At 65.2% G+C, this 22,995-nt stretch carries 14 protein-coding genes; 5 read left to right on the plus strand and 9 right to left on the minus strand.

Features of this window, described 5'->3' with window-relative positions; translation table 11 throughout:
* The first annotated feature begins 116 nt into the window (after positions 1 to 116).
* Positions 117 to 1,250: a molecular chaperone DnaJ gene (gene dnaJ / locus HZI36_RS06915; RefSeq protein ID WP_179401895.1), complete on the plus strand. Its 1,134-nt coding sequence runs from the start codon at positions 117 to 119 to the stop codon at positions 1,248 to 1,250.
* A 6-nt stretch (positions 1,251 to 1,256) separates the two neighbouring features.
* A complete protein-coding gene (pabB, locus tag HZI36_RS06920; protein WP_179401896.1) occupies positions 1,257 to 3,104 on the plus strand; it encodes an aminodeoxychorismate synthase component I in 1,848 nt (615 codons plus the stop codon).
* Positions 3,105 to 3,181: 77 nt separating this feature from the next.
* Here the strand turns inward: pabB and panB are convergent, their stop codons facing one another.
* Genes panB through hda form a run of 6 tightly spaced genes read right to left on the minus strand, consistent with a single transcriptional unit; the run spans position 3,182 to position 8,359 of the window.
* Entirely contained in the window at positions 3,182 to 3,997 is an 816-nt protein-coding gene (gene panB, locus HZI36_RS06925) for a 3-methyl-2-oxobutanoate hydroxymethyltransferase (protein ID WP_179401897.1), read from the minus strand.
* 40 nt (positions 3,998 to 4,037) lie between these two features.
* Complete coding sequence (locus HZI36_RS06930; RefSeq protein ID WP_179401898.1) at positions 4,038 to 4,727, minus strand: deoxynucleoside kinase; 690 nt, start codon at positions 4,725 to 4,727, stop codon at positions 4,038 to 4,040.
* 22 nt (positions 4,728 to 4,749) lie between these two features.
* Entirely contained in the window at positions 4,750 to 5,289 is a 540-nt protein-coding gene (gene folK / locus HZI36_RS06935; RefSeq protein WP_179401899.1) for a 2-amino-4-hydroxy-6-hydroxymethyldihydropteridine diphosphokinase, read from the minus strand.
* A gap of 33 nt (positions 5,290 to 5,322) precedes the next feature.
* A complete protein-coding gene (pcnB, locus tag HZI36_RS06940; protein ID WP_179401900.1) occupies positions 5,323 to 6,948 on the minus strand; it encodes a polynucleotide adenylyltransferase PcnB in 1,626 nt (541 codons plus the stop codon).
* A gap of 2 nt (positions 6,949 to 6,950) precedes the next feature.
* The gene (locus tag HZI36_RS06945; protein ID WP_179401901.1) at positions 6,951 to 7,628 is read right to left on the minus strand and encodes a histidinol-phosphatase; all 678 of its coding nucleotides are present in this window, start codon (positions 7,626 to 7,628) and stop codon (positions 6,951 to 6,953) included.
* Positions 7,629 to 7,639: 11 nt separating this feature from the next.
* Entirely contained in the window at positions 7,640 to 8,359 is a 720-nt protein-coding gene (gene hda / locus HZI36_RS06950) for a DnaA regulatory inactivator Hda (RefSeq protein ID WP_179402001.1), read from the minus strand.
* Between the two features lie 139 nt (positions 8,360 to 8,498).
* On the opposite strand from hda, the gene purM reads away from it, so the two are divergent.
* Complete coding sequence (purM, locus tag HZI36_RS06955; protein WP_179401902.1) at positions 8,499 to 9,554, plus strand: phosphoribosylformylglycinamidine cyclo-ligase; 1,056 nt, start codon at positions 8,499 to 8,501, stop codon at positions 9,552 to 9,554.
* Between the two features lie 99 nt (positions 9,555 to 9,653).
* On the opposite strand, the gene HZI36_RS06960 is transcribed toward purM, so the two are convergent.
* From HZI36_RS06960 to HZI36_RS06970, 3 genes are all read right to left on the minus strand, one after another.
* Positions 9,654 to 11,393 (minus strand): ShlB/FhaC/HecB family hemolysin secretion/activation protein, encoded by a 1,740-nt coding sequence (locus tag HZI36_RS06960; protein WP_179401903.1) that lies wholly within the window; start codon positions 11,391 to 11,393, stop codon positions 9,654 to 9,656.
* A 154-nt stretch (positions 11,394 to 11,547) separates the two neighbouring features.
* On the minus strand, positions 11,548 to 11,793 hold the full coding sequence (locus HZI36_RS06965) for a hypothetical protein (protein WP_179401904.1): 246 nt from the start codon (positions 11,791 to 11,793) through the stop codon (positions 11,548 to 11,550).
* A complete protein-coding gene (locus HZI36_RS06970) occupies positions 11,768 to 21,073 on the minus strand; it encodes a two-partner secretion domain-containing protein (RefSeq protein WP_179401905.1) in 9,306 nt (3,101 codons plus the stop codon). Before HZI36_RS06970 ends, HZI36_RS06965 begins: the two co-directional genes overlap by 26 nt.
* A 344-nt stretch (positions 21,074 to 21,417) precedes the next feature.
* Between HZI36_RS06970 and HZI36_RS06975 the strand changes: the two genes are divergently transcribed.
* Together HZI36_RS06975 and HZI36_RS06980 are read left to right on the plus strand one after the other, a co-directional pair.
* On the plus strand, positions 21,418 to 22,470 hold the full coding sequence (locus tag HZI36_RS06975; protein WP_179401906.1) for a DUF1176 domain-containing protein: 1,053 nt from the start codon (positions 21,418 to 21,420) through the stop codon (positions 22,468 to 22,470).
* A gap of 70 nt (positions 22,471 to 22,540) precedes the next feature.
* Positions 22,541 to 22,933: a YybH family protein gene (locus HZI36_RS06980; RefSeq protein ID WP_179401907.1), complete on the plus strand. Its 393-nt coding sequence runs from the start codon at positions 22,541 to 22,543 to the stop codon at positions 22,931 to 22,933.
* Positions 22,934 to 22,995: the final 62 nt, after the last annotated feature.

Here is a 22,995-nt window from a genome sequence, read left to right on the forward strand (position 1 = left end):
TTTTTTGGCGGGTGCCGCGACGTCGTCGGACGGGCGCGGCACCGGACGAGTCGCGAGACTTGACTGCAAGCGAGAGGAGCCGCCGTGGGCGCGAGTGCGCGGCGGCATGAATCGATATGGCGAAACGGGATTACTACGAGGTTCTGGGCGTTGCGAAGAACGCGAGCGACGACGAAATCAAGAAGGCGTATCGCAAGCTCGCGATGAAGTACCACCCCGACCGCAACCCGGACAACAAGGATGCGGAGGAGCATTTCAAGGAGGCGAAGGAGGCCTATGAAATGCTGTCGGACGACCAGAAGCGCGCCGCGTACGACCAGTACGGGCACGCGGGCGTCGATCCGAACATGGGGGCGGCGGGCGCACAGGGCTTCGGCGGTTTTGCCGACGCGTTCGGCGATATCTTCGGCGACATCTTCGGCCAGGCGGCCGGCGGCGGCCGTGGCGGCCGCGGCGGCCCGCAGGTGTATCGCGGCGCGGATTTGCGCTACAGCATGGAGATCACGCTCGAGCAGGCCGCGCATGGCTACGACACGCAGATTCGCGTGCCGAGCTGGGTATCGTGCGAAGTCTGCCACGGCTCCGGCGCGAAGCCGGGCACGAAGCCCGAAACCTGCCCGACCTGCCACGGCCAGGGCACGGTGCGGATGTCGCAGGGTTTCTTCAGCATCCAGCAGACCTGCCCGAAGTGCCACGGCACCGGCACCTACATCCCCGATCCGTGCGCGCACTGCCACGGCGCCGGCAAGGTGAAGGAAACGAAGACGCTCGAAGTGAAGATCCCGGCGGGCATCGACGACGGGATGCGGATCCGTTCGTCCGGCAACGGCGAGCCCGGGATCAACGGCGGGCCGTCCGGCGATCTGTACGTCGAGATCCACATCAAGCCGCACGCGGTGTTCGAGCGCGACGGCGACGACCTGCACTGCCAGATGCCGATTCCGTTTACGACGGCGGCGCTCGGCGGCGACATCGAAGTGCCGACGCTCGCGGGCCGCGCGACGTTCCCGGTGCCCGAGGGCACGCAGTCGGGCAAGACGTTCCGTCTGCGCGGCAAGGGGATCAAGGGGCTGCGCGCGAGCATCGCCGGCGACCTGTACGTGCACGTGCAGATCGAGACGCCGGTGAAGCTGACCGATCATCAGCGCGATCTGCTGAAGCAGTTCGAGAAGTCGCTGTCGGAAGGTGGCGCGCGCCACAGCCCGCAGAGCAAGAGCTGGTTCGACCGTGTGAAGAGCTTCTTCGAGTAATCGGGCATGACGGACGGCAGCGAGAGCGCGATCTTCGCGCTCTTGGACGATTGCGATTCGACCGCGTCCGCGCGGTCGAGTCGTTTGTACAGCGGATTCGTGCGCGAGCACGTCTGCACGGATCCCGCGTGGCTCGACGCAGTCGATGCGGCGCTCGCGCGGGATCTGCGCGATGGCCTGCATGCGGTCGTCGTCGGCGATTACGAATTCGGGCGGAATCTGCAATGGGCGCAGCCGGGCGATGCTCCGCTGCGCTTTTTGCTGTTCGCGCGCTGCGAGCGGCTGTCGCGCGACGAGGTCGACGCGTGGCTCGCGAAGCAGGACGGCGGCGCGGCCGTGCCGTCGATCGCGGGCGTCGCGCACGTGACGAAGAGCGTGACGCGCGACGCGTTCGACGCGGCGATCGATGCGGTGCACGACGCGCTGCGCATTGGCGATTCGTATCAGGTCAACTACACGTACCGGCTGCGCTTCGACGCGTTCGGCACGCCGCCCGCGCTGTACCGGCGGCTGCGCGCGCGGCAGCCGGTGCGCTACGGCGCGCTGATCGCGCTGCCGGACGGCCGCTGGGTCGTGTCGTGCTCGCCGGAGCTGTTCGTCGAGAAGCATGGCGAGATGCTGCGCGCGCGGCCGATGAAGGGCACCGCGCCGCGTTCGGACGATCCGGCGCGCGACGCGCAGGCGGCCGCGTTTCTCGCGAACGACGCGAAGAACCGCGCGGAGAACGTGATGATCGTCGATCTGCTGCGCAACGATCTGTCGCGGATCGCGCGCACCGGCACGGTCCGGGTGCCGGCGCTGTTCTCGGTCGAGCCGTATGCGTCGGTCTGGCAGATGACGTCGACCGTCGAGGCCGAGTGGCGCGACGGCACGACGTTCGCCGCGATGCTGCGCGCGCTGTTTCCGTGCGGCTCGATCACCGGTGCGCCGAAACACCGGACGATGCAGTTGATCGACGCGCTCGAGACGACGCCGAGAGGCCTCTATACCGGCGCGATTGGCTGGCTCGACGCGCGCGGCGATTTCTGCCTGTCGGTCGCGATCCGCACGCTGACGCTCGAGCCTGCGAGCGATGCGTCGGGGCGGCGCACCGGGACGATGGGCGTCGGCGCGGGCATCGTGCTCGATAGCGTCGCCGCCGACGAATATGCGGAGTGTGAATTGAAAGCGCGATTCCTGACCGACGCCGATCCCGGCTTCCAGCTTTTCGAGACGACGTATGCGACGCGCGCGGGCGGCATCCGCGATCTCGAACGTCACCTCGCGCGGTTGCGGCGCGGCGCGGAGGCGTTCGGTTTTCGCTTCGACGAGCCCGCCTGCCGCGAGCGGATCGAAGCGTATCGCGCGGCACTCGACGGCGACGGCCCGTTCAGGATGAAGCTGTCGCTCGCGAAGGACGGCGCGTTCGACATCGCGTCGGCGCCGCTGAAGCCGTTGCCGGCGGGGCCGGTCGGCGTGCTGCTCGCGCCGGAGCACGGCTTCGCGCCGATGCGTTCCGACGACGCGCTGCTGCTGCACAAGACGACGCGCCGTGCGGACTACGATCGCGCGTGGCAGGCGGCGGAGGCGCTCGGCGCGTTCGACATGCTGTTCTTCAACGAGCGCGGCGCGCTGACCGAAGGCGGGCGCTCGAACGTGTTCGTGAAGCGCGGCGGGAAGTGGGCGACGCCGCCGCTCGCGTGCGGCGTGCTGCCGGGCGTGATGCGCGGGGTGCTGCTCGACGATCCGGCGTTCGGTGCCGAAGAACGTGTGCTGACGCTCGACGACGTGCTGAACGCGGACGAGCTGATGATCTGCAATGCGCTGCGTGGCGCACTGACGGCGCGGCTGATTCGAGGGCGCGCGCCGGCCTGAGGCCGTTGCCGCCGCGCGCTAATGCGCACACCACGGCGCACCACCGCGCCCCACGGCGCGGCGGCAGCGCCGCGGCATCAGAACGAATGTTCCGCCGCCGGGAACGTCGCGTCCTTCACCGCTTTCACGTAAGCCTCGACCGCGGCCCCGATGCTCGGCTGCCCGTTCATGAAATCCTTCACGAAGCGCGGCCGCTTGCCCGGAAAGATCCCGAGCATGTCGTGCAGCACGAGCACCTGCCCCGAGCAATCGACGCCCGCGCCGATTCCGATCGTCGGAACCCGCAGCATCCGCGTGACTTCGGCCGCGACGAACGCCGGCACCGCCTCGAGCAACACGACCTGCGCGCCCGCCGCTTCCATTGCGCGCGCGTCGCGCAGCAACTGCGCGGCGCCCGCCTCGGTCTTGCCCTGCACCTTGAAGCCGCCGAACGCATGCACCGACTGCGGCGTCAGCCCGACGTGCGCGCACACCGGCACCGCGCGCTCGACCAGAAAGCGCACCGTGTCCGCGAGCCATTCGCCGCCTTCGAGCTTCACCATCTGCGCGCCCGCGCGCATCACCTTCACCGCGCTCGCGAACGCGTCCTCCGGCGTGCCGTACGTGCCGAACGGCAGGTCCGCCATCACGAGCGCGCGCGGCTGCGCGCGCGCGACGCACGCGGTGTGATACGCGATGTCGTCGAGCGTGACCGGCAGCGTCGTCGTCTGGCCCTGCAGCACGTTGCCGAGCGAATCGCCGATCAGCAGCACGTCGACGCCCGAGCGGTCGAGCAGCGCGGCGAAGCTCGCGTCGTAGCAGGTCAGCATCGCGATCTTCTCGTGCGCGTCGCGCATCGCCTGCAGCTTCGGCACAGTGATCGCCGGCCGGGCCGATTCCTGGAGGTAAGTCATGGCAAATCCGGTTCGAAGGAAAAGGACACGGCGAGGGCGCTCAGCGCGCGGTCTCGCCCTTGACGAAGAACTCCTTGCGGCCGCGCATCGTCCCGATGCGTTCGACGAGCAGCGCGAGGTCTTCGGGAGAATCGAGCGGATTCAGGTGCTCCGCGGCGACCGTCAGCACCGGCGTGCGGTCGTAGTGATAGAAGAATTCGTTGTACGCGTCGGCGAGCGCGCGCAGGTACGCGTCGCCGATCTGCATCTCCATCGGCAGGCCGCGCTTCTGGATCCGCGCGAACAGCACCTCCGGGCTCGCCTGCAGATACACGACGAGATCCGGCGCCGGCGCGTGCGGCCCGTCCAGATGCGCGGCGAGCGCGCGGTAGAGCTGCCACTCGTCGTCCGGCAGGTTCAGCCGCGCGAAGATCTCGTTCTTCTGCGGCATGAAGTCGGCGACCACCGGCCGGCCGCCCTGCAGCGTCGCGTTCAGCTCGCGCGCCTGTTGCGCGCGCTGCAGCGCGAACGCGAGCTGCGTCGGCAGCGCGTAGCGCGCGGTGTCGCGATAGAAGCGCTCGAGGAACGGGTTGTCCTGCGGGCGCTCGAGCAGCGGCTGCATCGCCCAGCGTTCGGCGAGGCGCAGCGCGAGCGTCGTCTTGCCGACGCCGATCGGCCCTTCGATCGCGATGTAGCGATGCGGCGGGCGCAGGTCGGGGGCGGTGACGGTCAGCGGAGTCGTCGGATTCATCGGCAGGCGGGTCTCGGCAGGGTCATCGGCAACGGTTCTTGTCGGCGTTCGCGTCGCTGGGCGTTTTCTGCATCATGCATTGGCAGGTCTGCACCTTTTCGATGCGCTGGCCCGCGACCGACGCGAGAAACGCGTCCGCGCGGCCGCGCGCCGGAATCGCGAGCGACGGATCGATCTCGACGAGCGGCACGAGCACGAACGCACGGTCGGTCAGGCGCGGGTGCGGGACGATCAGGTCGGGCTCGTCGATCGAATGGTCGCCGAACAGCAGGATGTCGAGGTCGAGCGTGCGGGGGGCGTTGCGGTACGGGCGCTCGCGCCCGAAGTGATGTTCGATCTGGTGGCAGAGCGCCAGCAGCTCCCGGGCGGCGAGCGACGTGTCGATCTTCACCACGCAGTTGAAGTAGTCGTCGCCGCCGGCATCGACCGGCGCGGTGCGGTACAGGCTCGACTTGCCGAGCACGGCGACCGTGCGCTGCTGCGCGAGGCAGACCACCGCGTCCTTCAAGGTCTGCCGCGCATCGCCGAGATTCGCGCCGAGCCCGAGATAAGCAACCGTCATGGCATCACTTCCTACGTCGTGCGAAGGCGCGCGTCAGTCTTCCTGACCGGCGTCCTCGGCGGCCTCGGGCGCCTGTCCGGCGCCGTCGTCCGTCTTGCGGTTGCGCGCGCCGCCGCGGCGGCGGCGCTTGCGGGGCGCCTTGTCCTTCGCGCCGCCCTGCGTGAGCAGCGCCTCGCGCGCGGCCGAGTCGCCTTCGATGAAATCCGTCCACCACTGCCCGACATCCGGTTCCAGCTCGCCGGATTCGCAGCGTAACAGGAGGAAATCATACCCCGCTCTGAATCGCTGGTGTTCCAAGAGGCGCAGCGCGCCGCGACCCGAGCGTTTTTCGAGGCGCAGCTGCAGCCCCCAGATCTCGCGCATGTCGGCCGAGAAGCGCTTGTGGATCGCGAGCTTCTCGGTCTGCATGTCGAGCACGTCGTCCATCGCGCGATGCAGCGCCGGCACCGGGATGTCGCCTTCGGCCACGTATTGCTCGTAGCGCTGGCGCATGTCGTGCCAGAGCAGCGTCGCGAACAGGAAGCCCGGCGACACCGGTTTGCCCGCGCGCACGCGCGCGTCGGTGTTGTTCAGCGCGAGAGTGATGAATTTCTCGCCCTGCGGCTGCTCGAGCACGACGTCGAGCAGCGGCAGGAGGCCGTGGTGCAGCCCTTCGCTGCGAAGCTGCTTCAGGCACGCGAGCGCGTGGCCGGACAGCAGCAGCTTCAGCATCTCGTCGAACAGGCGCGCGGCCGGCACGTTGTTGATCAGATCCGCGAGCGCCTGGATCGGCTCGCGCGTGTGCGCCTCGATGTCGAAGCCGAGCTTCGCCGCAAAGCGCACGACGCGCAGCATCCGCACCGGATCCTCGCGATAGCGCGTCACCGGATCGCCGATCATCCGCAGCAGGCGCGCGCGCATGTCGGCCATCCCGTCGTGATAGTCGAGCACGGTCTGCGTCGCCGGGTCGTAGTACATCGCGTTGATCGTGAAGTCGCGGCGCGCCGCATCTTCGTGCTGCTCGCCCCACACGTTGTCGCGCAGCACGCGACCGCTCGCGTCGACCGCGTGCGTGCGACGGTCGAGCTCGTCGCGCTTCAGGCGCCTCGGCGGCTCGGCGGGCGCGCCCCCCAAGGGGGTTTCCTTCGGGGCATCGGCCGGCGGCGCATCGACGAGCGCGCGGAACGTCGACACCTCGATCAGCTCCTGGCCGAACTGCACGTGCACGATCTGAAAGCGCCGGCCGATCACGCGCGCGCGGCGGAACAGGCGCTGGACTTCGGTCGGCGTCGCGTCGGTCGCGACGTCGAAATCCTTCGGCGCGATCCCGAGCAGCAGGTCGCGCACCGCGCCGCCGACGATGAACGCGCGGAAACCCGCCTGCTGCAGCGTATCGGTCACGCGCACCGCGTTGCGCGAGATCAGCGCGGGATCGATCCCGTGCACGCTCGCCGGCACGACGGTCGGTTCGTGGTTGCTGCGCGCGGGTTTCGCGGCGCCGCGCGCGCCTTTCGACGCGCCCGGGTGCGCCGCTTTCGCGTGCGTGCCGCCGGGCGAGGCGGTTTTCGTCGCGCGCGCTTTGGCGGGCGCGTCAGCGGTATCGGTGGCGGTGTCGGTGTTGGCTTCGGGCGGCGGGGCGGAATCCTGGCCGAGCAGCTTGCGGATGAGTTTTTTGATCACGTTCAGAAGAGATCGAGGACGCGCCAGCCGCGCTCGCGTGCGTGGGTGCGCAGCGTGTCGTCGGGGTTGGTCGCGACCGGGTCGGTGACTTTCTCGAGCAGCGGAATATCGTTGTGCGAGTCGCTGTAAAAGTAGCTGCGCGGAAAATCCTCCCAGCGTTTGCCGAGCGACGCAAGCCACGCGTCGGTGCGTACGATCTTGCCTTCGCGATAGCTCGGCGTGCCCGTCGGCCGGCCCGTGTACGGCGAATCGGGGTGGCCGTCGGTCGTCTCCACCTCGCACGCGATCAGCGTGTCGACGCCGAACGCGGTCGCGATCGGCCGCGTGATGAATTCGTTCGTCGCGGTGACGATGCAGCAGAGGTCGCCCGCGTCGATGTGCTGCCGCACGAGCTCGAGCGCGGCCGGCAGCATCGCCGGGCGGATCACCTCGTGCATGAACTGCTCGTGCCATTGCGCGAGCTGCGTGCGCGGATACTTCGCGAGCGGCGTCAGCATCGCGCTCAGGTACGCGTGGATGTCGAGCTTGCCCACCTTGTAGTCGGCGAAGAACTGGTCGTTCTGACGCGAGAAGCTTTCCGCGTCGACGATGCCGAGCTTCACCATGAAGCGGCCCCATTCGTGGTCGCTATCGGTCGGGATCAGCGTGTGATCGAGGTCAAAGAGTGCCAGATTAGTCATGGGTGCGCATTTTACTTGAACCGGTCCGATTCCGTGGCGGGCGGGGCCGCGAGCATCGCCCGCAGCAGCGGCAGCGTGACCGCGCGCTTCTGTTCGAGCGAAAAGCGGTCGAGCGCGTCGAGCAGCGCCATCAGGCTCGGCATGTCGCGGCGGAAGTGCGTGAGCAGATACGCGGGCACGTCGTCGGCGAGCACGACGCCGCGCTCCTTCGCCGCGTGTTTCAGCACGGCGGCCTTGCCCGCGTCGGTGAGCGGCGCGAGATGGAACACGAGGCCCCAGCCGAGGCGCGTGCGCAGATCCTCGCGCACGCCGAGCGCCAGCGGCGCGGCCGGGCCCGCGACGACGAGCGCGCTCGACGGATGCGCGCGCACTTCGTTGAACAGATTGAACAGCGCGATCTGCTGGGTCGGATTCAGCCGGTCGCAGTCGTCGACCGCGTAGATCGACAGATAGGGATCGAACGTGAACGCGTCGAGGCCGCTTTGCGGGCTCACGTAGCGCGCGTGGCCGGGCGGCGTGTCGTGCACGAGCGCCTGCAGCAGATGGCTGCGGCCGCTGCCGGCCTCGCCCCACACGTAGAACGTGCGGTCGGCCACGGGGCCCTCCGCGAGCGCGCCGTCGAGCCTGAGCAGCCGCGTGACGAGCTCCGCGTTCGTGCCGGCGAAGAAATTGTCGAACGTGGCCGGCGGCGGCGTGCCGAGATCGAGCGTCAGTTGACGGGACACGGTCACGATGCGAAGCGGCACGCACGAAGCGTGCCGGGCGAGGAAATCGTGGACGGGTTGGGCAAGATTCGATCCCTGACGAGAATTCCGGCCGGTGGCCGGCTTCGGGTAAAATCGCATTTTACCGACCTTCTCGCATTCCCCCATGAATCCTCCGAAATCCGCACCTGACGCCCAGGGTCTCTCTTATCGCGACGCGGGCGTCGACATCGACGCCGGCGACGCGCTCGTCGACAAGATCAAGCCCTTCGCGAAGAAAACGCTGCGTGACGGCGTGCTCGGCGGCATCGGCGGGTTCGGTGCGCTGTTCGAAGTGCCGAAGAAATACCGCGAGCCGGTGCTCGTGTCGGGCACGGACGGCGTCGGCACGAAGCTGAAGCTCGCATTTCATCTGAACAAACACGATACGGTCGGCCAGGATCTCGTCGCGATGAGCGTGAACGACATCCTCGTGCAGGGCGCCGAGCCGCTGTTCTTCCTCGACTACTTCGCGTGCGGCAAGCTCGACGTCGACACCGCGGCGACGGTCGTGAAGGGGATCGCGCAGGGCTGCGAGCTGTCGGGCTGCGCGCTGATCGGCGGCGAGACGGCCGAGATGCCGGGCATGTACCCGGACGGCGAATACGATCTCGCGGGCTTCGCGGTCGGCGCGGTCGAGAAGAGCAAGATCATCGACGGCAGCACGATCGCCGCGGGCGACGTCGTGCTGGGCCTCGCGTCGAGCGGCATCCATTCGAACGGCTTCTCGCTCGTGCGCAAGATCATCGAGCGCGCGAATCCGGATCTGTCCGCCGATTTCCACGGCCGCTCGCTCGCGGACACGCTGATGGCGCCGACGCGCATCTACGTGAAGCCGCTGCTCGCGCTGATGCAGACGATCGCGGTGAAGGGGATGGCGCACATCACGGGCGGCGGGCTCGTCGAGAACATTCCGCGCGTGCTGCGCGAAGGTTTGACGGCCGAGCTCGACCAGAACGCGTGGCCGCTGCCGCCGCTGTTCCAGTGGCTGCAGGAGCATGGTGGTGTTGCCGATGCGGAGATGCACCGCGTGTTCAACTGCGGGATCGGGATGGCCGTGATCGTCGCGGCCGCCGACGCGGACGAGGCGGTCCGTCAACTGAGCGCCGCCGGCGAGCAGGTGTGGAAGATCGGCACCGTGCGCGCGAGCCGCGACGGCGAGGCGCAGACGGTTGTGGTTTGATGTGACGCGCGGTACCGGGGGCGCTGGCGCGCACCTAGTACCGTGCAGGCCGAGACGCGCTGTTCGGCCGTGGAAGGGTATCGGATCGCGCCCCCTTCATCAGAACTGTGCCGTGACCTGAAAACCAACCGTCACTCGTGCCGTAGGGAACCCAGACGGCTTGTAGATCGGCGTGCCGGCAAACAGGTCGTAACCGTAGGCCCCCAATCGGGTCGCGACGCTGCCCTTGACGCCGATCACCGCGCCCGCCAGTTGCGTGCCGACGAGGGCGACCGGCTGTGGGCCCCACACGCGGCCGTAGTCAATTCCAGCATATACCGCCTGCCCGGTTTGGCCGATTGGTGCCTGCAATTCGTTACGCCAGTAGAAGCCACGGGAGGCGGCCAGCATCGTCTCCCCGTCGAATCCGCGTACGGTGTAACGACTGCCGATCGTCAGGTCGTCGATGTAGTACAGCGTGTTGCCCGTGTATTGTCCATGGAACGTGGTCACGTAGCGGAACGGCTGCTGCGCGATTGCGAACGGCACCGACAGATTCGCGTCGAGCACGGCCATCTTGTAGCGGTAGGTCGGGCCGCCGTCGGCTGCCAGGCTGTCGTCCTGCGCGCCGAACGCGCCGATGCCTTGCCGGTATGCGAGCGTCCCGTCGAACTGCGCATTGCCGAAATAGTGGCGATCGGTCAAGCCAAACTCGATGAACGTATTGTTGTGGCGCTGCTGCGGAATTTCCGTGTCCTCGATGAAGCTATGCCCGAACCGGCGCGACAAGCGAAACTGCGCACCGAACACGTCGTTCTGGCTACGCGACAGCACGCGGTTCAGCTTGAAATCGACCGTCTTCGAATTGCCGCTCGCGATGAACGATTGGTTCACGCCGGCGATCTGCTGGTAGTACGTGTTGGTGTACGCCGACAGCGTCGCGGTCCAGTAGCCCCACGGGATCGAATAGAAGCCGTTCCAGCCATGCGAGCCGAGCCGCTTGTCTCCAAATTCGAGATCCTGGCTCACGCCGACGTTGAAGATATCGTTCAGGCCAAGGGGATTGTCGATACCGAGAGACAAATTGCCCTGAAGGCGGCCCGTCTCGCGCGTGCCCGAGTTGTCGATCGAAGCGACGACCGTCCACGGTTTGCCGCGCTTCACGTCGAGCACCACGTCGCTTTCGCCGGGCACGTCGGCCGGCACGATCTGCATCGATACGTCTTGGCTCGTCACGCGCTTCATCTGCTCGAGACCCTGTTCGAGGTCGCGCAGGTTCAGCAGTTCGCCGTCGCGCGTCGGGAACGCGGTTTTCCATGTGCCACGCAGCTTCTCGTCGGCGAAGCGCACGTGGCGGATCACGCCGGGGATCAGCGAAAACTTGAGGGCGCCGGTCGACAGATCCTGTTCGGGCAGCAGCACGCGTGTCGTCACATACCCGCGCGCCAGGATGGCTTGCGATAGGCCCTTGACGAGCAGGTCGAGCCCCTGTTTGCCAACGCACTGGCCCGTGTAGTGCCCAAGCCATTCACGCGCGAATGCGAAGCGATCCATCGGCAATGCCGACGCGCCTTGCGATTTCAGGGAAGCGGGCAGCGCATCGGGTACTTCGAGTCTGAAACGCTCGATTCGAAAGCAGGGCGTTTCCGAAGGCAGCGTTGGATACTCAGCGCTCGCCACTACTTCCGATCGCACCCCGGGCGCGGAGACTGCACGTTCGCGCTCGCGCGCTTCTTCCTGCTGTCGGGTTTGCTGATCGTTGCCCGGGATGATCAGGTGCGGAGCTTCCTGCGCCGACACGCTAGTTGCGATAAACAGCAATGCTGCCGCAGCAGGATTTCCTCGGCGAATAGTTCTCATATGTTTTTCTAGGTATGCGATCGTGTACTACGGCTGAGACGTGCGTGCTATCCATGCATCACTTCCGATCGATTTGCATGCAATCATCAGCCCGGTCCGCCCAGCTACATCGTGCAACTGCAGATTGAATCGGATTGCACAATGACATCAGGAGTTATTTTTTTCGCACAAAAGCCACTGTCGCGAAAACACAAAACACAAGCCCCAACAGGGCGCCGTTTACCAAAACGAATCTTGTGTCGTCGCTCGCCCATAAGAAACCGCCACCATAAAAATAGGCCACGATGGCCATTGCAAATAATTTTATGGAGGCAAAACACAGAAATGACAGCAAGAAAGCAGCCAAATATAAGGCGATCAATCTAAACATTTCTTCACTTCCCAAGCCGAGATTTGGCATCGTTTATCGCTTTCGTTCCTGCTTCAGCGCCGGCAGCACCGCCGATGCCGGCACCAATTGCAGGAACATTATTCGGGTTAAACAGACTTTTTCCTGATGATCCCGCCCAAACACCAGACCCGGACCAACCCAAGCTACCCATCGCCGACTTGGACAACGCGGAAATTAAATTTTGCATGGCGAGTCCCGTACCATAACCGATAGCTGCCGCACCCGCGTTCACCGCTGCGCCGGTTGCAATGCTGTCGTGTTTGCCAGAGATCGCATTGTTAGTGACAGTATCAAGAGCACCTGTCACTGCGTTTATTACGACATTCCCAAAGAGCTTGGTGTAAGTGCCGGCTCCGCCAGCCAATGCCGCATACCCAACATCGACTGGATTGACTGTGCCATTCTGGATGTACTGCGATGTCGCATTTACACTACCAGTTAGGACACCAATACCAACAGGCGACGCCCACGCGCTGGATCCCAACGCTCCGGTCGAACCAAAAATTGGCGCGCCGGGGATGGCGGCCAATCCGGCAGCAATCTCTGTCGCCAGTCCAGCAGTTACCAGGCCGCCGGCAATGACGAGCCCGGCCTTTGGATTGGCCACCGCGCCCGGCAACGCTCTCTGCTCCGGTGTCAGTGAGCCATCCTTGTTCCCAGACAAGAACGGACGGTTGTACTCCGCCGGCGTCGCGTGGAACAGCCCGCCACTGTTCTGACTGATATACGCCACCGCCGTTGCGTCCCCTCCCGGTCCCTTGCTTGCCGCCGCATCCACCAAACGATAACCGTTCGCCAGCAGCATACTCTGCGCCTGCTCCGCAGTGAGTACCTTGCCGGTCTTTTCTTCATAGAACTTCGCGAAGTCCTTCGCCTTATCCTTTGCCCACTGTCTTTCGTCAGGGTGGAGTTGCCGGTTGAACCGGTCAACGTTGTATCCAGAAAACGCTCCCGATTCACCACCCACGACTCCGCTCGCCCCGGTCGCAAGCGCGTTCGCCACGATGTTGCCCAGCGCCTGATTCATATTGGCGTTACCGGTCGGATCGCTGCCCGCGATCGCGCTGCTCAGTTCGTTCAGCTTGCCTGACGCGATCGATGCAATCGCCGCGCCGGCGGCGCCACCTACCGCATTGCCGCCCGCCAATCCCGTCACCAGCGCCGCGCCGGCACCTTGCATCAGTGCGCGGTTCGCTCCGCCTTCCTTCCACGCATCGACGCCTGCCTGGTCACCATTAGCCGCGGCGTCCTTCATCATCTTGTCCGCGTAGTCCCCGATCCGGCGCGATACCGCTTCACCGGCAGCGCTGGCCGCGGCCATCATGTCCGACTGCTTGTCCAGCAGGTTCTGCATGTCGGGGAGTTTGGCAACCGTACCGTTCGTGTTCGTCGTATCGCGGTTCAAGCTCGCGACATCCTGCTTCTGGTTCGGCGAATCCGAAATCGTGACCACCCCCGCGCTTACGCCGCTCTTCGTCGTTGCGCTATCACTGCCGCTGTCGTTCTGGCCAAGCATGGGCGCGGCACCGCCCGCATTCTTGCCCGACGTGCTGCCGTGCGTGCTGTAGTTCATCCCGCCATCGCCAGTCGTCGCGCCCGCGCTGAAGCCGCTCGAGCTCGCATCGTAGTGCGACCGGTTCTGGATGTCCGAGAAGGACAGCGAACCCGTCGTCAGCGTATTCTTCGCCGCGTCCGCATCGCTCGCGATCAGTGAGCCCTTCAGATCGGTATTGCCGGTGACATTGATATTGAAGCCGCCATCGCCCGCATGAATCCCGGCTTGTTCGTTGACGCCCGCATAGCTGCCTGACGCATTTCCCTTGCTCTGGCTGAAGCTCGCGCTGGCGCCCGCTTGACTGATGCTGAAGCCGCCGCCCGAACTCGACTGATGCGCAGCACTCGCCAGCGTATCCTGCACGCTCGCGATGTTCAGATTTCCGCCCACATCGGCGTTCACCTGCTTGGCGTTGACGTTCGAACCGATGATGTTCGTATCGCCGCCCGAGATGATCGTCACGCCGTTTGCAGCGTTGACATGACTGTTGTTCTGCGTGGCCAGATCGCTGTTGCCGTCGCCGTTGGCTTTCGACATCGCCGCCGAGACGCCGAAGCCGCCCGTGCCGAACGATACGCCCACACTCGCGCTCTTCGATTCATTCGTGCTGCGTGTCGAATCGGTGTCCGTCGTATTGACGAGATTGACCTGATTCTTCGCGGCCAATATCACATCGTTTGCGTTCACGTTCGAGCCAGCGATCGTCACGTTACCGTTGCCCGACTGGCCGTTACCGGTCGCCGCAAACGCCGCTGTTCCACCGGCGGTGACGCTGGAGCCGCGATTCGTCGCGCTGTTCTCGGTGAATGCGCTCTTGCTATGACTGCTGCCAACACTGACTTCAACCTTGAATTCAGGCGTGTTGCCCGCTCCGAGCGTATTGACCAGATCGCCTGCCGCCATGTTCGCGTCCCACGCCGCGCTTGCCGCCGCCATCCCGTGCAACGCTGCCGCGCGACCATCCTGGCTACTGCCGGCCGCGCGCGATTGACCCACGGCATTCGATACCGCGTCGATCACGGGTGCCTTCAGCGCCAGCGTCAGGCCGCTCTTCGATACTTCCTGCGTCTCGCCGCGGTGACGCGTGTCCTGCGCTGCGTCGATCGTCACGTTCGCGCCCGTGCCGCTGAGGTTCTGCGCCGCGATCAGGTCGCTTCCCGTCACGTGCAGGTCGTTTCCAGCAGTCATGCTGACGTTGCCCTTCAGCGATCCGATCGTGCTGCCGTTGTTCGACACCTCGGCCGTCTGACTAGTCGTCTTCAGCGAACTGCTGCCAACCGACACCGACAGGCCGCCGCCAGACATCAGCCCCGATTCCTTCTTGTCATAGTAGCTCGACGACTGCAAGGTATCCTGTGACGTGGTAACCGTCACGTTGTGCGCTGCAGAGAGCGCCACGTCGTTCGTACCGACGATGGTACTACCTTGAACATTGACGTCCTTCCCACTGACGATGTTCACGCCGTCCGCTGACACCAGACTGCCGTGATTCAGCGTCATCGTCTGGTCGATCCCACTCGCGACTTTCGAACCGCTCACGACATTGCTGTGGCTGTGCGTTTCGTGCGAATTCAGCTCGTGTGTCTCGGTTGCCGCGCCGACATTCACATCGCCGGCCGCCAGCAGGTTCGCGTTGCCCTTGTCGAGGCTGATCGCGCTGCCGGAGAGCGTAATGTCCTTGCCCGACACGATGTTGACTGTGTCGCTACCCTTGAGCGTCGTCCCGGTCAGCGCCTGATCGGACGTATGCAGCGTTTCCGCGTAGCTGCCGTGACTGTCGCTGCCTGAACTATTGCTGTTCACCGTCGACGCGGCGCTCGCCGCGCCGAGCGTGACATTGCCCTTGGCCGCGATCGTGCCGCCTTGGCCGAGGTCGATCTGCGTGCCCTTCGCGGTAACGTCGCCGCCAACACCGATAATCGATTGCCCACCGACCGTCACCGAGCCGCCGACCACCTTGTTGATGTCGGTGTTCGATACGCCGTTGGCCCGCTGCACGATCTTGTGCTCGCCCGTCTGCACCGAGCCAAGATCCCAGTTGCCGCCGACATTCATGCCGAGGTTGCCGCCGACCGACAGATTGCCCGCGTTCTGCTGGAAGTTGCCGCCCGTCGTGATCGACGCGTCGCCGGCAACGTCCAGTTTGGCGGTCGGCCCGAGCGTGGTCACCACGCTCGTGGCACCGTCACGGCTCACCCGCGTGTTCGTCTTCGTCGCCGTGTCGAGAATCAGGTCCTTGCCGGCATCAAGCTGAAGGCTGCCAGCCTTCACATTCGCCGACGTCAGATCGATGTTGTTCTCGGTCTTCAGCGACATCAGCCCACCGCTTTGCAGCGCGCCGAACGCGTTGTCGATCTGCTTGCCCTGAATCGCCAGCGTGTTGTCCGCCTTGATCGTGCCGCTGTTCGTGAACGACTGCGCGTTCTGGAAATCGATGTTCGTCGCGCTGATCAACGGGCCATCGATGTTCTGCTGGCTGGCCTTCGCGAGATACACGACCGGCACGAGCACCGACTGACCGTCGACCACCCGCGTTTCCATCATGATCACGTTGCTGGTCAGCTTCGATACCTGATCGGCAGACAGGCTCGCGCCTACGGCCAAATCGAGCGACTTCGACAGATCGGCGCCGGCTCCCATCAGCGATTGATACATCGTCTGCAGGTCCGCATACGGTCCGAGCACTGCCTTGCCAGTCAGCGCCGTGACTTCGTTGCGCACGAGCTGCTGCTCGTAGAAACCGTCGCCGAGCCGCTTTGGGATGCGCGTGAGGTCGACGCCGAGCTGACCGAAGAAATAGTCGCTCGAAATGAAATTCTTCTGGTTCGTGAACGCCGGGTTCGTCTCGATCACGTAGCTCGCGTTCGGCGCCGTGGTCGGCTTGTACAGTCCACCCTGCGCAATGGTGAGGTTGTTCAGCACGTTCAGCGCCGTCGCGCTGGCGATGATCAGGTCGACCGGCGCCGGCGCACCGCCGTGCACCGACGACGCCCCCGATTTCGCACCGCTCGCGTTACCGCTCAAGTTGGTTGGCGTGAGGCCCGGCACAGACTGGCCCGGCAGCAAACCAAGCGACGGAATCGATGCGTTACCCGCCGTGTTGCTGACGCTGACACCCGTCCCCGAGATCGTACCGTTCGAACTTAAAGTCGAAAAATAGCCCGGCAGCGTGTAATCCTTGATCGATGCCGGCGCCGCCTGCGTATAACCGCCCGGACGCCCCGTCGCGAACGGCGCATTGCCGAACGGCAGCTGCCAGTCGTGTTCGGTGTTGTCGTAGTTGTTGTAGTGATATTGACCCGAGTAGGAAACCGACACGCCCGGCAGTTTCTGACCGGACGCCGCCCAGCCGTCGGCGTCGTAGTTCCCCGGCATGTTGATGTCGCCGACCGCCGCGATGTTGCTCCAGTAGTTTTGCAGCGTGCCGACCGAAGACGCATCGATCTTGCCGCCCGACACGATCTGGGCGGCCGGGCTGATGTCCGTCACGGTCGTCGCCGTCGCGCTGTCCGCATAGTAGGTCGTGAACTGATACGTGCTGTTCCACTGACCGCCATGAGGCGGCTCGGTGTAGACGCCGCCGATGCTGTCCGGATCCTTCACGCCGACCTGGCCCGTGCGGCCGCTGATCGGAATGCCGAACTGCGCAAGCGATGCCGGATCGATCTGGCCGGTGGAAGTCTTCATCACGTGGCGCGTGCTCGTCACCTTGTCGGCATGCAATTCCATGTCGCCGCCGGACTGGATCAGGGCAGACACGTTGTTGACCAGCGCCGCGTTCGTGTAATTGCCGCTTGCGTCTTTGCCGCCGGCCAGCACGACCTTGCCCATGCCGAAGATGGCCGTCGTGGCCATCGAATCGGTGGCCGTCGTGTCGTCGCGGTTCTCGATGTCGTGCGCGAGAATCTCAAGCGTACCGTTGCTGTCTGAACCGCCAATCAACGCGGTCGGGCCAAGATTCGAGATCGTATCCGTCGCGTTCAGCGATGCGCTGGCGCCGACGAGCGCGCCCGTGTTCGTCAGATTGGTCGATTGCGTGCGCAGCAGACCGCCAGCCGTCAAGGCCCCCGTGTTCACGATGTTGCCCGCGTTGACGCTCAGGTTGTTGACCGATTGCAGGTTCGCGTTGTTCGTAAAGGTGCCGGGCAACGTGAGGGCGAGATCGTGACCGACGTTGAACTGCGTGTCGGATGCCGCCGTGTAATCGCCCTGTCCCCCAAGGGGACTTCCTTCGGGGCGCAGGTTCACGTTGGCGTCATGCGTCGCGCTGTATGTGCCGCCGCCTTGCAGCGTGGCCGCCGCGACCGACAGGTCGTGCGTCGAGCTGATCTGGCCGTTCGTGTTCGTGATCGCGCCGGTCGTCGTGACGTCCACATCGCCGCTCGAATTCGTGACGTTGCCAATGGTGCCGCCGCTGTTGTCCAACGTGTTGCCTTGAACATGAAGCGATGCGCCGCTGAGCTGACCGCCTTGCGTGTTGCTGATCGACGCTGCACCGATCGTCACATCGCCGTTGCCGGTAATCGCGCCCATTCCCGCTACGCCGCCGGCGTGGCTGTTGGCGATCTGATTGCCGCCTTGTACGGTCATCTTGCCCGCGCCCAGGTCGACGATGGCGCCATCCGTGTTGTCGATCGACGTTGACTGAATATCGAGCCCGCTGGTGTCGCCGGCAGTCGATTGCCCGGCCTGGACGTGACCGCCGTGGTTCGACAACGCTCCGCCGTCGGTCAACGACAGCGACGTGTCCGAACGGAGCAGGCCCTGCGAGTTGTTCACATCGCCGGCAATGGTCGCGTTGATGCCACGCTGCGCCGCGAGGATACCGCTCGCGTTGTTCCAGGTGCCGGCGTTGATGAAGGCTTGCCCCTTCGTCACGATGGTGCCCGATGCGTTGTTCAGCGCGCTGGCGCCGTTACCCGGCGCGATGGTCAGCGTGCCCGTGCCGGCATGCGTGATCGTGCCGCCTGCGTTGTTGAGCTCGGCCGGCTTGAGCGTCAGGTCCGTGCTGTTGGTCTGAATCACGCCGGCGGCCGAGTTATCGAGCGTGCCGCTGACGTTGATGCCCATTGCCGACGAGCCGTACTGCGTGATCGTGCCGCCGTGGTTCACGAGGTTTGCGGCCGTGAGCGCAAGCTGATTGGCCTCGAGCTTGCCGCCGCTGTTGTCGAGCGTCGAATCGGCCGTGACCGACAGGTTCGGCGCGACGATTGAACCGCCCTGATTCGTCATCGAGCCTGTGTGGATCGCCGCGTTCGTGCCCGCGCCAATCTGGCCGCCGTCGTTCGCCAGCGTACCGCTGGTGACACTCAGGTCCGTGTTCGACAGCAGCCTGCCGTTCGCGTTGTTCAGCGTGCCGCCGACGCCCGCCGTCAGTCCGGTCTGCGCGTTGATCGAGCCTGACGTGTTGTTCAGGGAACTGGTTTGCGCGATGACGCGGCCGTTGCTCGCGATCGAACCGCCCACGTTCGACACTGAATCCGAACCGCTTCCGAGCGTTAGTGTGCCGTTGCCGGCATGTGTAATCGTGCCGCCGTCGTTCACGATCGATGTCGGGGCGAGCGCCAGGTCGGTACTGTTGGTTTGCAGCGTGCCGCCGTTGGAATTGTCGAGCGTGCGCGACACATTGACGGCCATCGAGCCGGTCCCGGTCTGCGTGATCGTGCCGCCGTGGTTCACGAGGTCGGTCGCGTTCAACGACACCTGGCTCGCCTGCACGTTGCCGGCGCTGTTGTCGAGTGTCGTTGCGCTGACCGTTGCTGTCTGGCCGACGATCGAGCCGCCGCTGTTCGTCAGGTGCGCACCGGCGTCGACCGCGACGGTCTGAGCGGCCTGTAGCGTGCCACCGCCGTTGTCGACCGACTGGCCCGCAACGTGGAGATTCGTGTTGGATGTGATCGCGCCGCGGTTGACAACGTTTGCGCCCTGGACCGACACATCACCGTTGCCGCCGATGACACCGCCTTGTGCGCCGTTCGCGGTCGTGCCCGCGGCGTTGGTCAATTGGCCGCTCGTCGTCACCGACAGGCCGTCGCCGTTGAGCGACGTGATCCGTCCCGCCGTGTTATCCAGTGACGCACCGGCCACCGTCATGCCGGCCGCGCTTTGGAGGGTGCCCTGGTTGTTCGCGATGGCGCCGCCATGTATGTCCGCCGTGCTTTCGGAGACCAGTTCGCCGGATTGATTAGCGATCTGACCGGCCACGTTGACCGACAGCGGGCCCTGCGACGACACCTTGCCGCTCTGGTTCGAGAGGGCGCCACCGGTCAGCGTCGTGCCGCCGCCGCTCGACAGGCCGCCGTGATCGTTGACCACCGTGCCCGAAGCGTTCGCGGAGACTGCACCTTGCGCGCTCGTCGTCGCGTTCGCGAGATTCACGTCGCCGGCCGTCGCGTTCAGCGACAGATTACCGTTCGCCGCCGTCTGGCTGCCCGCGAGATTCACGTTGGCGCCGGTCAGCGAAGCGTTACCGCCCGCTACGTTCTGGCCGGATGCGCTGAGTTGGCCCGAGGCTGTCAAATTCAGATCGCCGCCATGGCCTACCGAACCGTCGTTGTTCACGCCCGCGCCGAGCGTGCCGGTCGAATCGACGCTGCCGGCATTCACTGTCGTATTCTGCTGCGCCGCGAGCGTCCCGCTGTTCGTGAGATCGGCGCTTGTGCTGGCCGACAGCGATTGCTGCGCGTACGTCGTGCCGCTATTCTGGACGCCGCCTGTGGCCGACAGCGCGAGGTTGCCGCTCGCGGTCGTCTTGCCCGTGAGTACGAGCCGGCCGTTCGACTGCAGCGTCAAATCGCCCGCCTGCGCCGCGATCGTACCGGCGTTGGCCACCCCCACGCCGTTCTCATTCGAGGTGAGGAAGATCCGATTGCTATACATGCCGCCCAACTGACTCACGTCGATTGCAACCGACGGCGGGGGGCCGTCGCCAGCGATCGGCGTCGCGGCGAGCGTGTCGTGGTTGACCTGGCTCGCGCCGGCGATCACGTTCAGATTCTTCGCGTAGACCGCCGCGTTCACCTGCACCGCGCGTGCAATCAGATCGACCTGATCGATATTGGCTGCATTCAGGCCCGCGCCAGCGACGGTCACGAGGCCGCGGCTAACGTTGTAGCCGGCAAGCGACCCATCGGCACCGTAGAAAGGCACGCCGGTTGTCAGGGTCGCGCGACTGGTATTGAGAAAGCCGCCGCCGTCGACAAAAATCCCGGACGGGTTAGCCAGGACGAGTTCCGCACGGGCGCCTGCTATCTCGACTGTGCCGCGGATTTGGGACGGGTTCGGGCTGTTGACCTGATTGACGATGATCCGCGCGGCCTGTCCGGCTCCGTAATTCGGGTTGCCGTTGATCCAGCCCGCCTGCTGGGTCTGAACCATCGTGGCCGAGTTGTTCAGGATCGCGCCAGCCTTCTGTACATCAAACTGGTTGTAGGTGTTGACCGAGACACCTGCGCTCGACGGACGCGCCACGTTGACTTGAGGCAAGCCGTTCGGCGTCTGGATCACCTGCGTGCTGGTACCCGGTGTCGGGACGATTTGCGCACCGGACAAGGTAGGCAGCATGCCGAGCGCGGCGACGCCTGCTGCAACGACGCGCGTGCCAGACGCCGATGAACGCCGCCGCGCGCGTGCCTCGCCCGTTGCCGATTTGCCATCAGCCGTCGCCGTCTCCGCGACGGCGACCACCATACCCCGAAGCCTGGAATACACCAGGTGGTGCGTATTCTTGTTCATTCTCGTCGACGCGGCCCGCGTCCATTGTTTGGCTATTGTGCGCGAGCTTACCCAAACGTCTGATTAATCACTGTGAAAAATTGCTAAGCCGTTGACGGAAAATCACAAACCCGCGATTGCCCCGGGCGTCGGAGCGGCCGCGTCGGTCCACCTGCTTTTGAGCGCTTCCGTGTCCACTGTCCGCTAGACGCAGCAGTTCCTGTCACGTAAAACTGCGATCGGGCTGCATCAGCGTGGCACCAAGCACGCGTTGCAAGCCCGGTGTGTTTCACCCATGCCCACCCCGAGATTCATTGACCCACCTTCCCCCAAGGAGACGTGACCCCGTCACGACAACAATCAACATGGGAATGATTCATCGCAAAACGCTGACGGCACTCTTCGGTTCCATGCTGGCGGGCGCCGTGTCCGCCGCCACGCCGTCGTACGATCATTACAAATCCTGGCTGGTCGCCTGCGATAACGCATTGACCTGCGAAGCCAAAGGTTTCACGCAGGATTCCGGAGGCACGCCGGACCTTCGCGTCGTTCGTGCGGCCGGTCCCGCCGGCAGTGCCAGCGTCGTACTGACTTCCATCGATCCTTTCGGGCAGGCCGACCTTCGTATCGACGGGAAGCCGATCAAGCTCGATCCGTCTGCTTGGCGCGTGAATGACGATCGCTCCAATCAATCCATCACGTTTTTGCCGACGCGGCCCGAAGCGATGGACCAGTTGCTGTCGCAACTCCGCAATGGCAAGGCGTTGCAGGTTGGCAAGGATCCGGAGCACGTGGTTCCGCTCGACGGGATGGTCGCCGCGTTGCTGCGCATGGACGATCGCCAGGGCCGCATCGGAAACGTGACGGCCTGGATTCGCAAAGGATCGGCGCCGGCATCCGCGGTGCCGGCCGCGCCGGCGCTCCCCGTGGTGCCGCCACGCAAGATCACGGCAAACCTTTCGGATGGCGAAGCGAAGCATTTCGTCGAGCAATTCGTGAAGAAAGACGCCGACGAATGTGACGATTCTTCAAGCACGGGCGCGGCGGCCGGCCACGCAGCCTATGCGCTCGACGCGAAGACGGCGCTCGTTCTGATTGCCTGTAATCACGGCGCGTACCAGACCGGCTACGACGTTCATCTGGTGTCGCGTCAGGCGGGCAATGCGGAATTGCCGCTCCGTCTTCCCGAGCCCGTTGGTCACGATGACGGTCGCGCCAGCGTCATGGAAGCGGATTTCGATCCGAAGACGGGTACGCTGTCTTCTTTCGGTAAAGGACGCGGCATCGCCGATTGCGGGGAAGCGATCAGTTGGGTCTGGGACGGCCGGAATTTCCTTTTGTCGTCCGCCGCGTTGCAGACGGAATGCGGCGGGAGCCAGCCAGGGGATTTCCCGACGCTATATCGAACCGCCAAATAGCCGCCGAATGGCCGCCAAATAGCCGCCAAATAGCCGCACAATACGTGGACCCAGCATTGGAGGAATGACGATGAGCGAAGACGAACGCGCGATCCGCGAACTCGTGGAAACCTGGTTCACCGCGAGCCAGCGCGGCGACCTGACGACGGTGCTCGATCTGATCGCCGACGACGCGATCTTCATGGTGGCCGGCCGTCCGCCGTTCGACAAGGCGGCGTTCGCGGTCGCGTCGCGCGGCGCCGCGGCGGCCGGCGCGCCGCAGATGGACGGCCGCTACCGGATCGACGAGGTGCGCGTGCTCGGCGACTGGGCGTATCTGCGCAACTTCCTCGAGATCTCGGTCACGCCGCCCGGCGGCGAAACCATGCGCCGCAGCGGGCATACGCTCGCGATTCTCCGCAAGGAAAAGGACGGCCGCTGGCGGCTCGTGCGCGACGCGAATCTGCTGCCGTTTGGTGGTTGATCGCGCGCGCCGCCGTGCGGCGGTCACAGCCCGGCGCACGCGTGGTACTGCCTGCCGCCCGG

It is taken from the genome of Burkholderia guangdongensis (genome assembly GCF_013403875.1).
Taxonomy (GTDB): domain Bacteria; phylum Pseudomonadota; class Gammaproteobacteria; order Burkholderiales; family Burkholderiaceae; genus Burkholderia; species Burkholderia guangdongensis.

Excerpts from the sequence above, each read along its gene's own strand:
- purM (WP_179401902.1), top strand. The coding sequence starts at position 8,499 with ATGAATCCTCCGAAATCCGCACCTGACGCCCAGGGTCTCTCTTATCGC.
- HZI36_RS06930 (WP_179401898.1), bottom strand. The coding sequence starts at position 4,727 with ATGAATCCGACGACTCCGCTGACCGTCACCGCCCCCGACCTGCGCCCG.
- HZI36_RS06945 (WP_179401901.1), bottom strand. The coding sequence starts at position 7,628 with ATGACTAATCTGGCACTCTTTGACCTCGATCACACGCTGATCCCGACC.
- HZI36_RS06970 (WP_179401905.1), bottom strand. The coding sequence starts at position 21,073 with ATGAACAAGAATACGCACCACCTGGTGTATTCCAGGCTTCGGGGTATG.
- HZI36_RS06980 (WP_179401907.1), top strand. The coding sequence starts at position 22,541 with ATGAGCGAAGACGAACGCGCGATCCGCGAACTCGTGGAAACCTGGTTC.
- HZI36_RS06960 (WP_179401903.1), bottom strand. The coding sequence starts at position 11,393 with ATGAGAACTATTCGCCGAGGAAATCCTGCTGCGGCAGCATTGCTGTTT.
- pabB (WP_179401896.1), top strand. The coding sequence starts at position 1,257 with ATGACGGACGGCAGCGAGAGCGCGATCTTCGCGCTCTTGGACGATTGC.
- panB (WP_179401897.1), bottom strand. The coding sequence starts at position 3,997 with ATGACTTACCTCCAGGAATCGGCCCGGCCGGCGATCACTGTGCCGAAG.
- folK (WP_179401899.1), bottom strand. The coding sequence starts at position 5,289 with ATGACGGTTGCTTATCTCGGGCTCGGCGCGAATCTCGGCGATGCGCGG.
- HZI36_RS06975 (WP_179401906.1), top strand. The coding sequence starts at position 21,418 with ATGGGAATGATTCATCGCAAAACGCTGACGGCACTCTTCGGTTCCATG.
- dnaJ (WP_179401895.1), top strand. The coding sequence starts at position 117 with ATGGCGAAACGGGATTACTACGAGGTTCTGGGCGTTGCGAAGAACGCG.
- HZI36_RS06965 (WP_179401904.1), bottom strand. The coding sequence starts at position 11,793 with ATGCCAAATCTCGGCTTGGGAAGTGAAGAAATGTTTAGATTGATCGCC.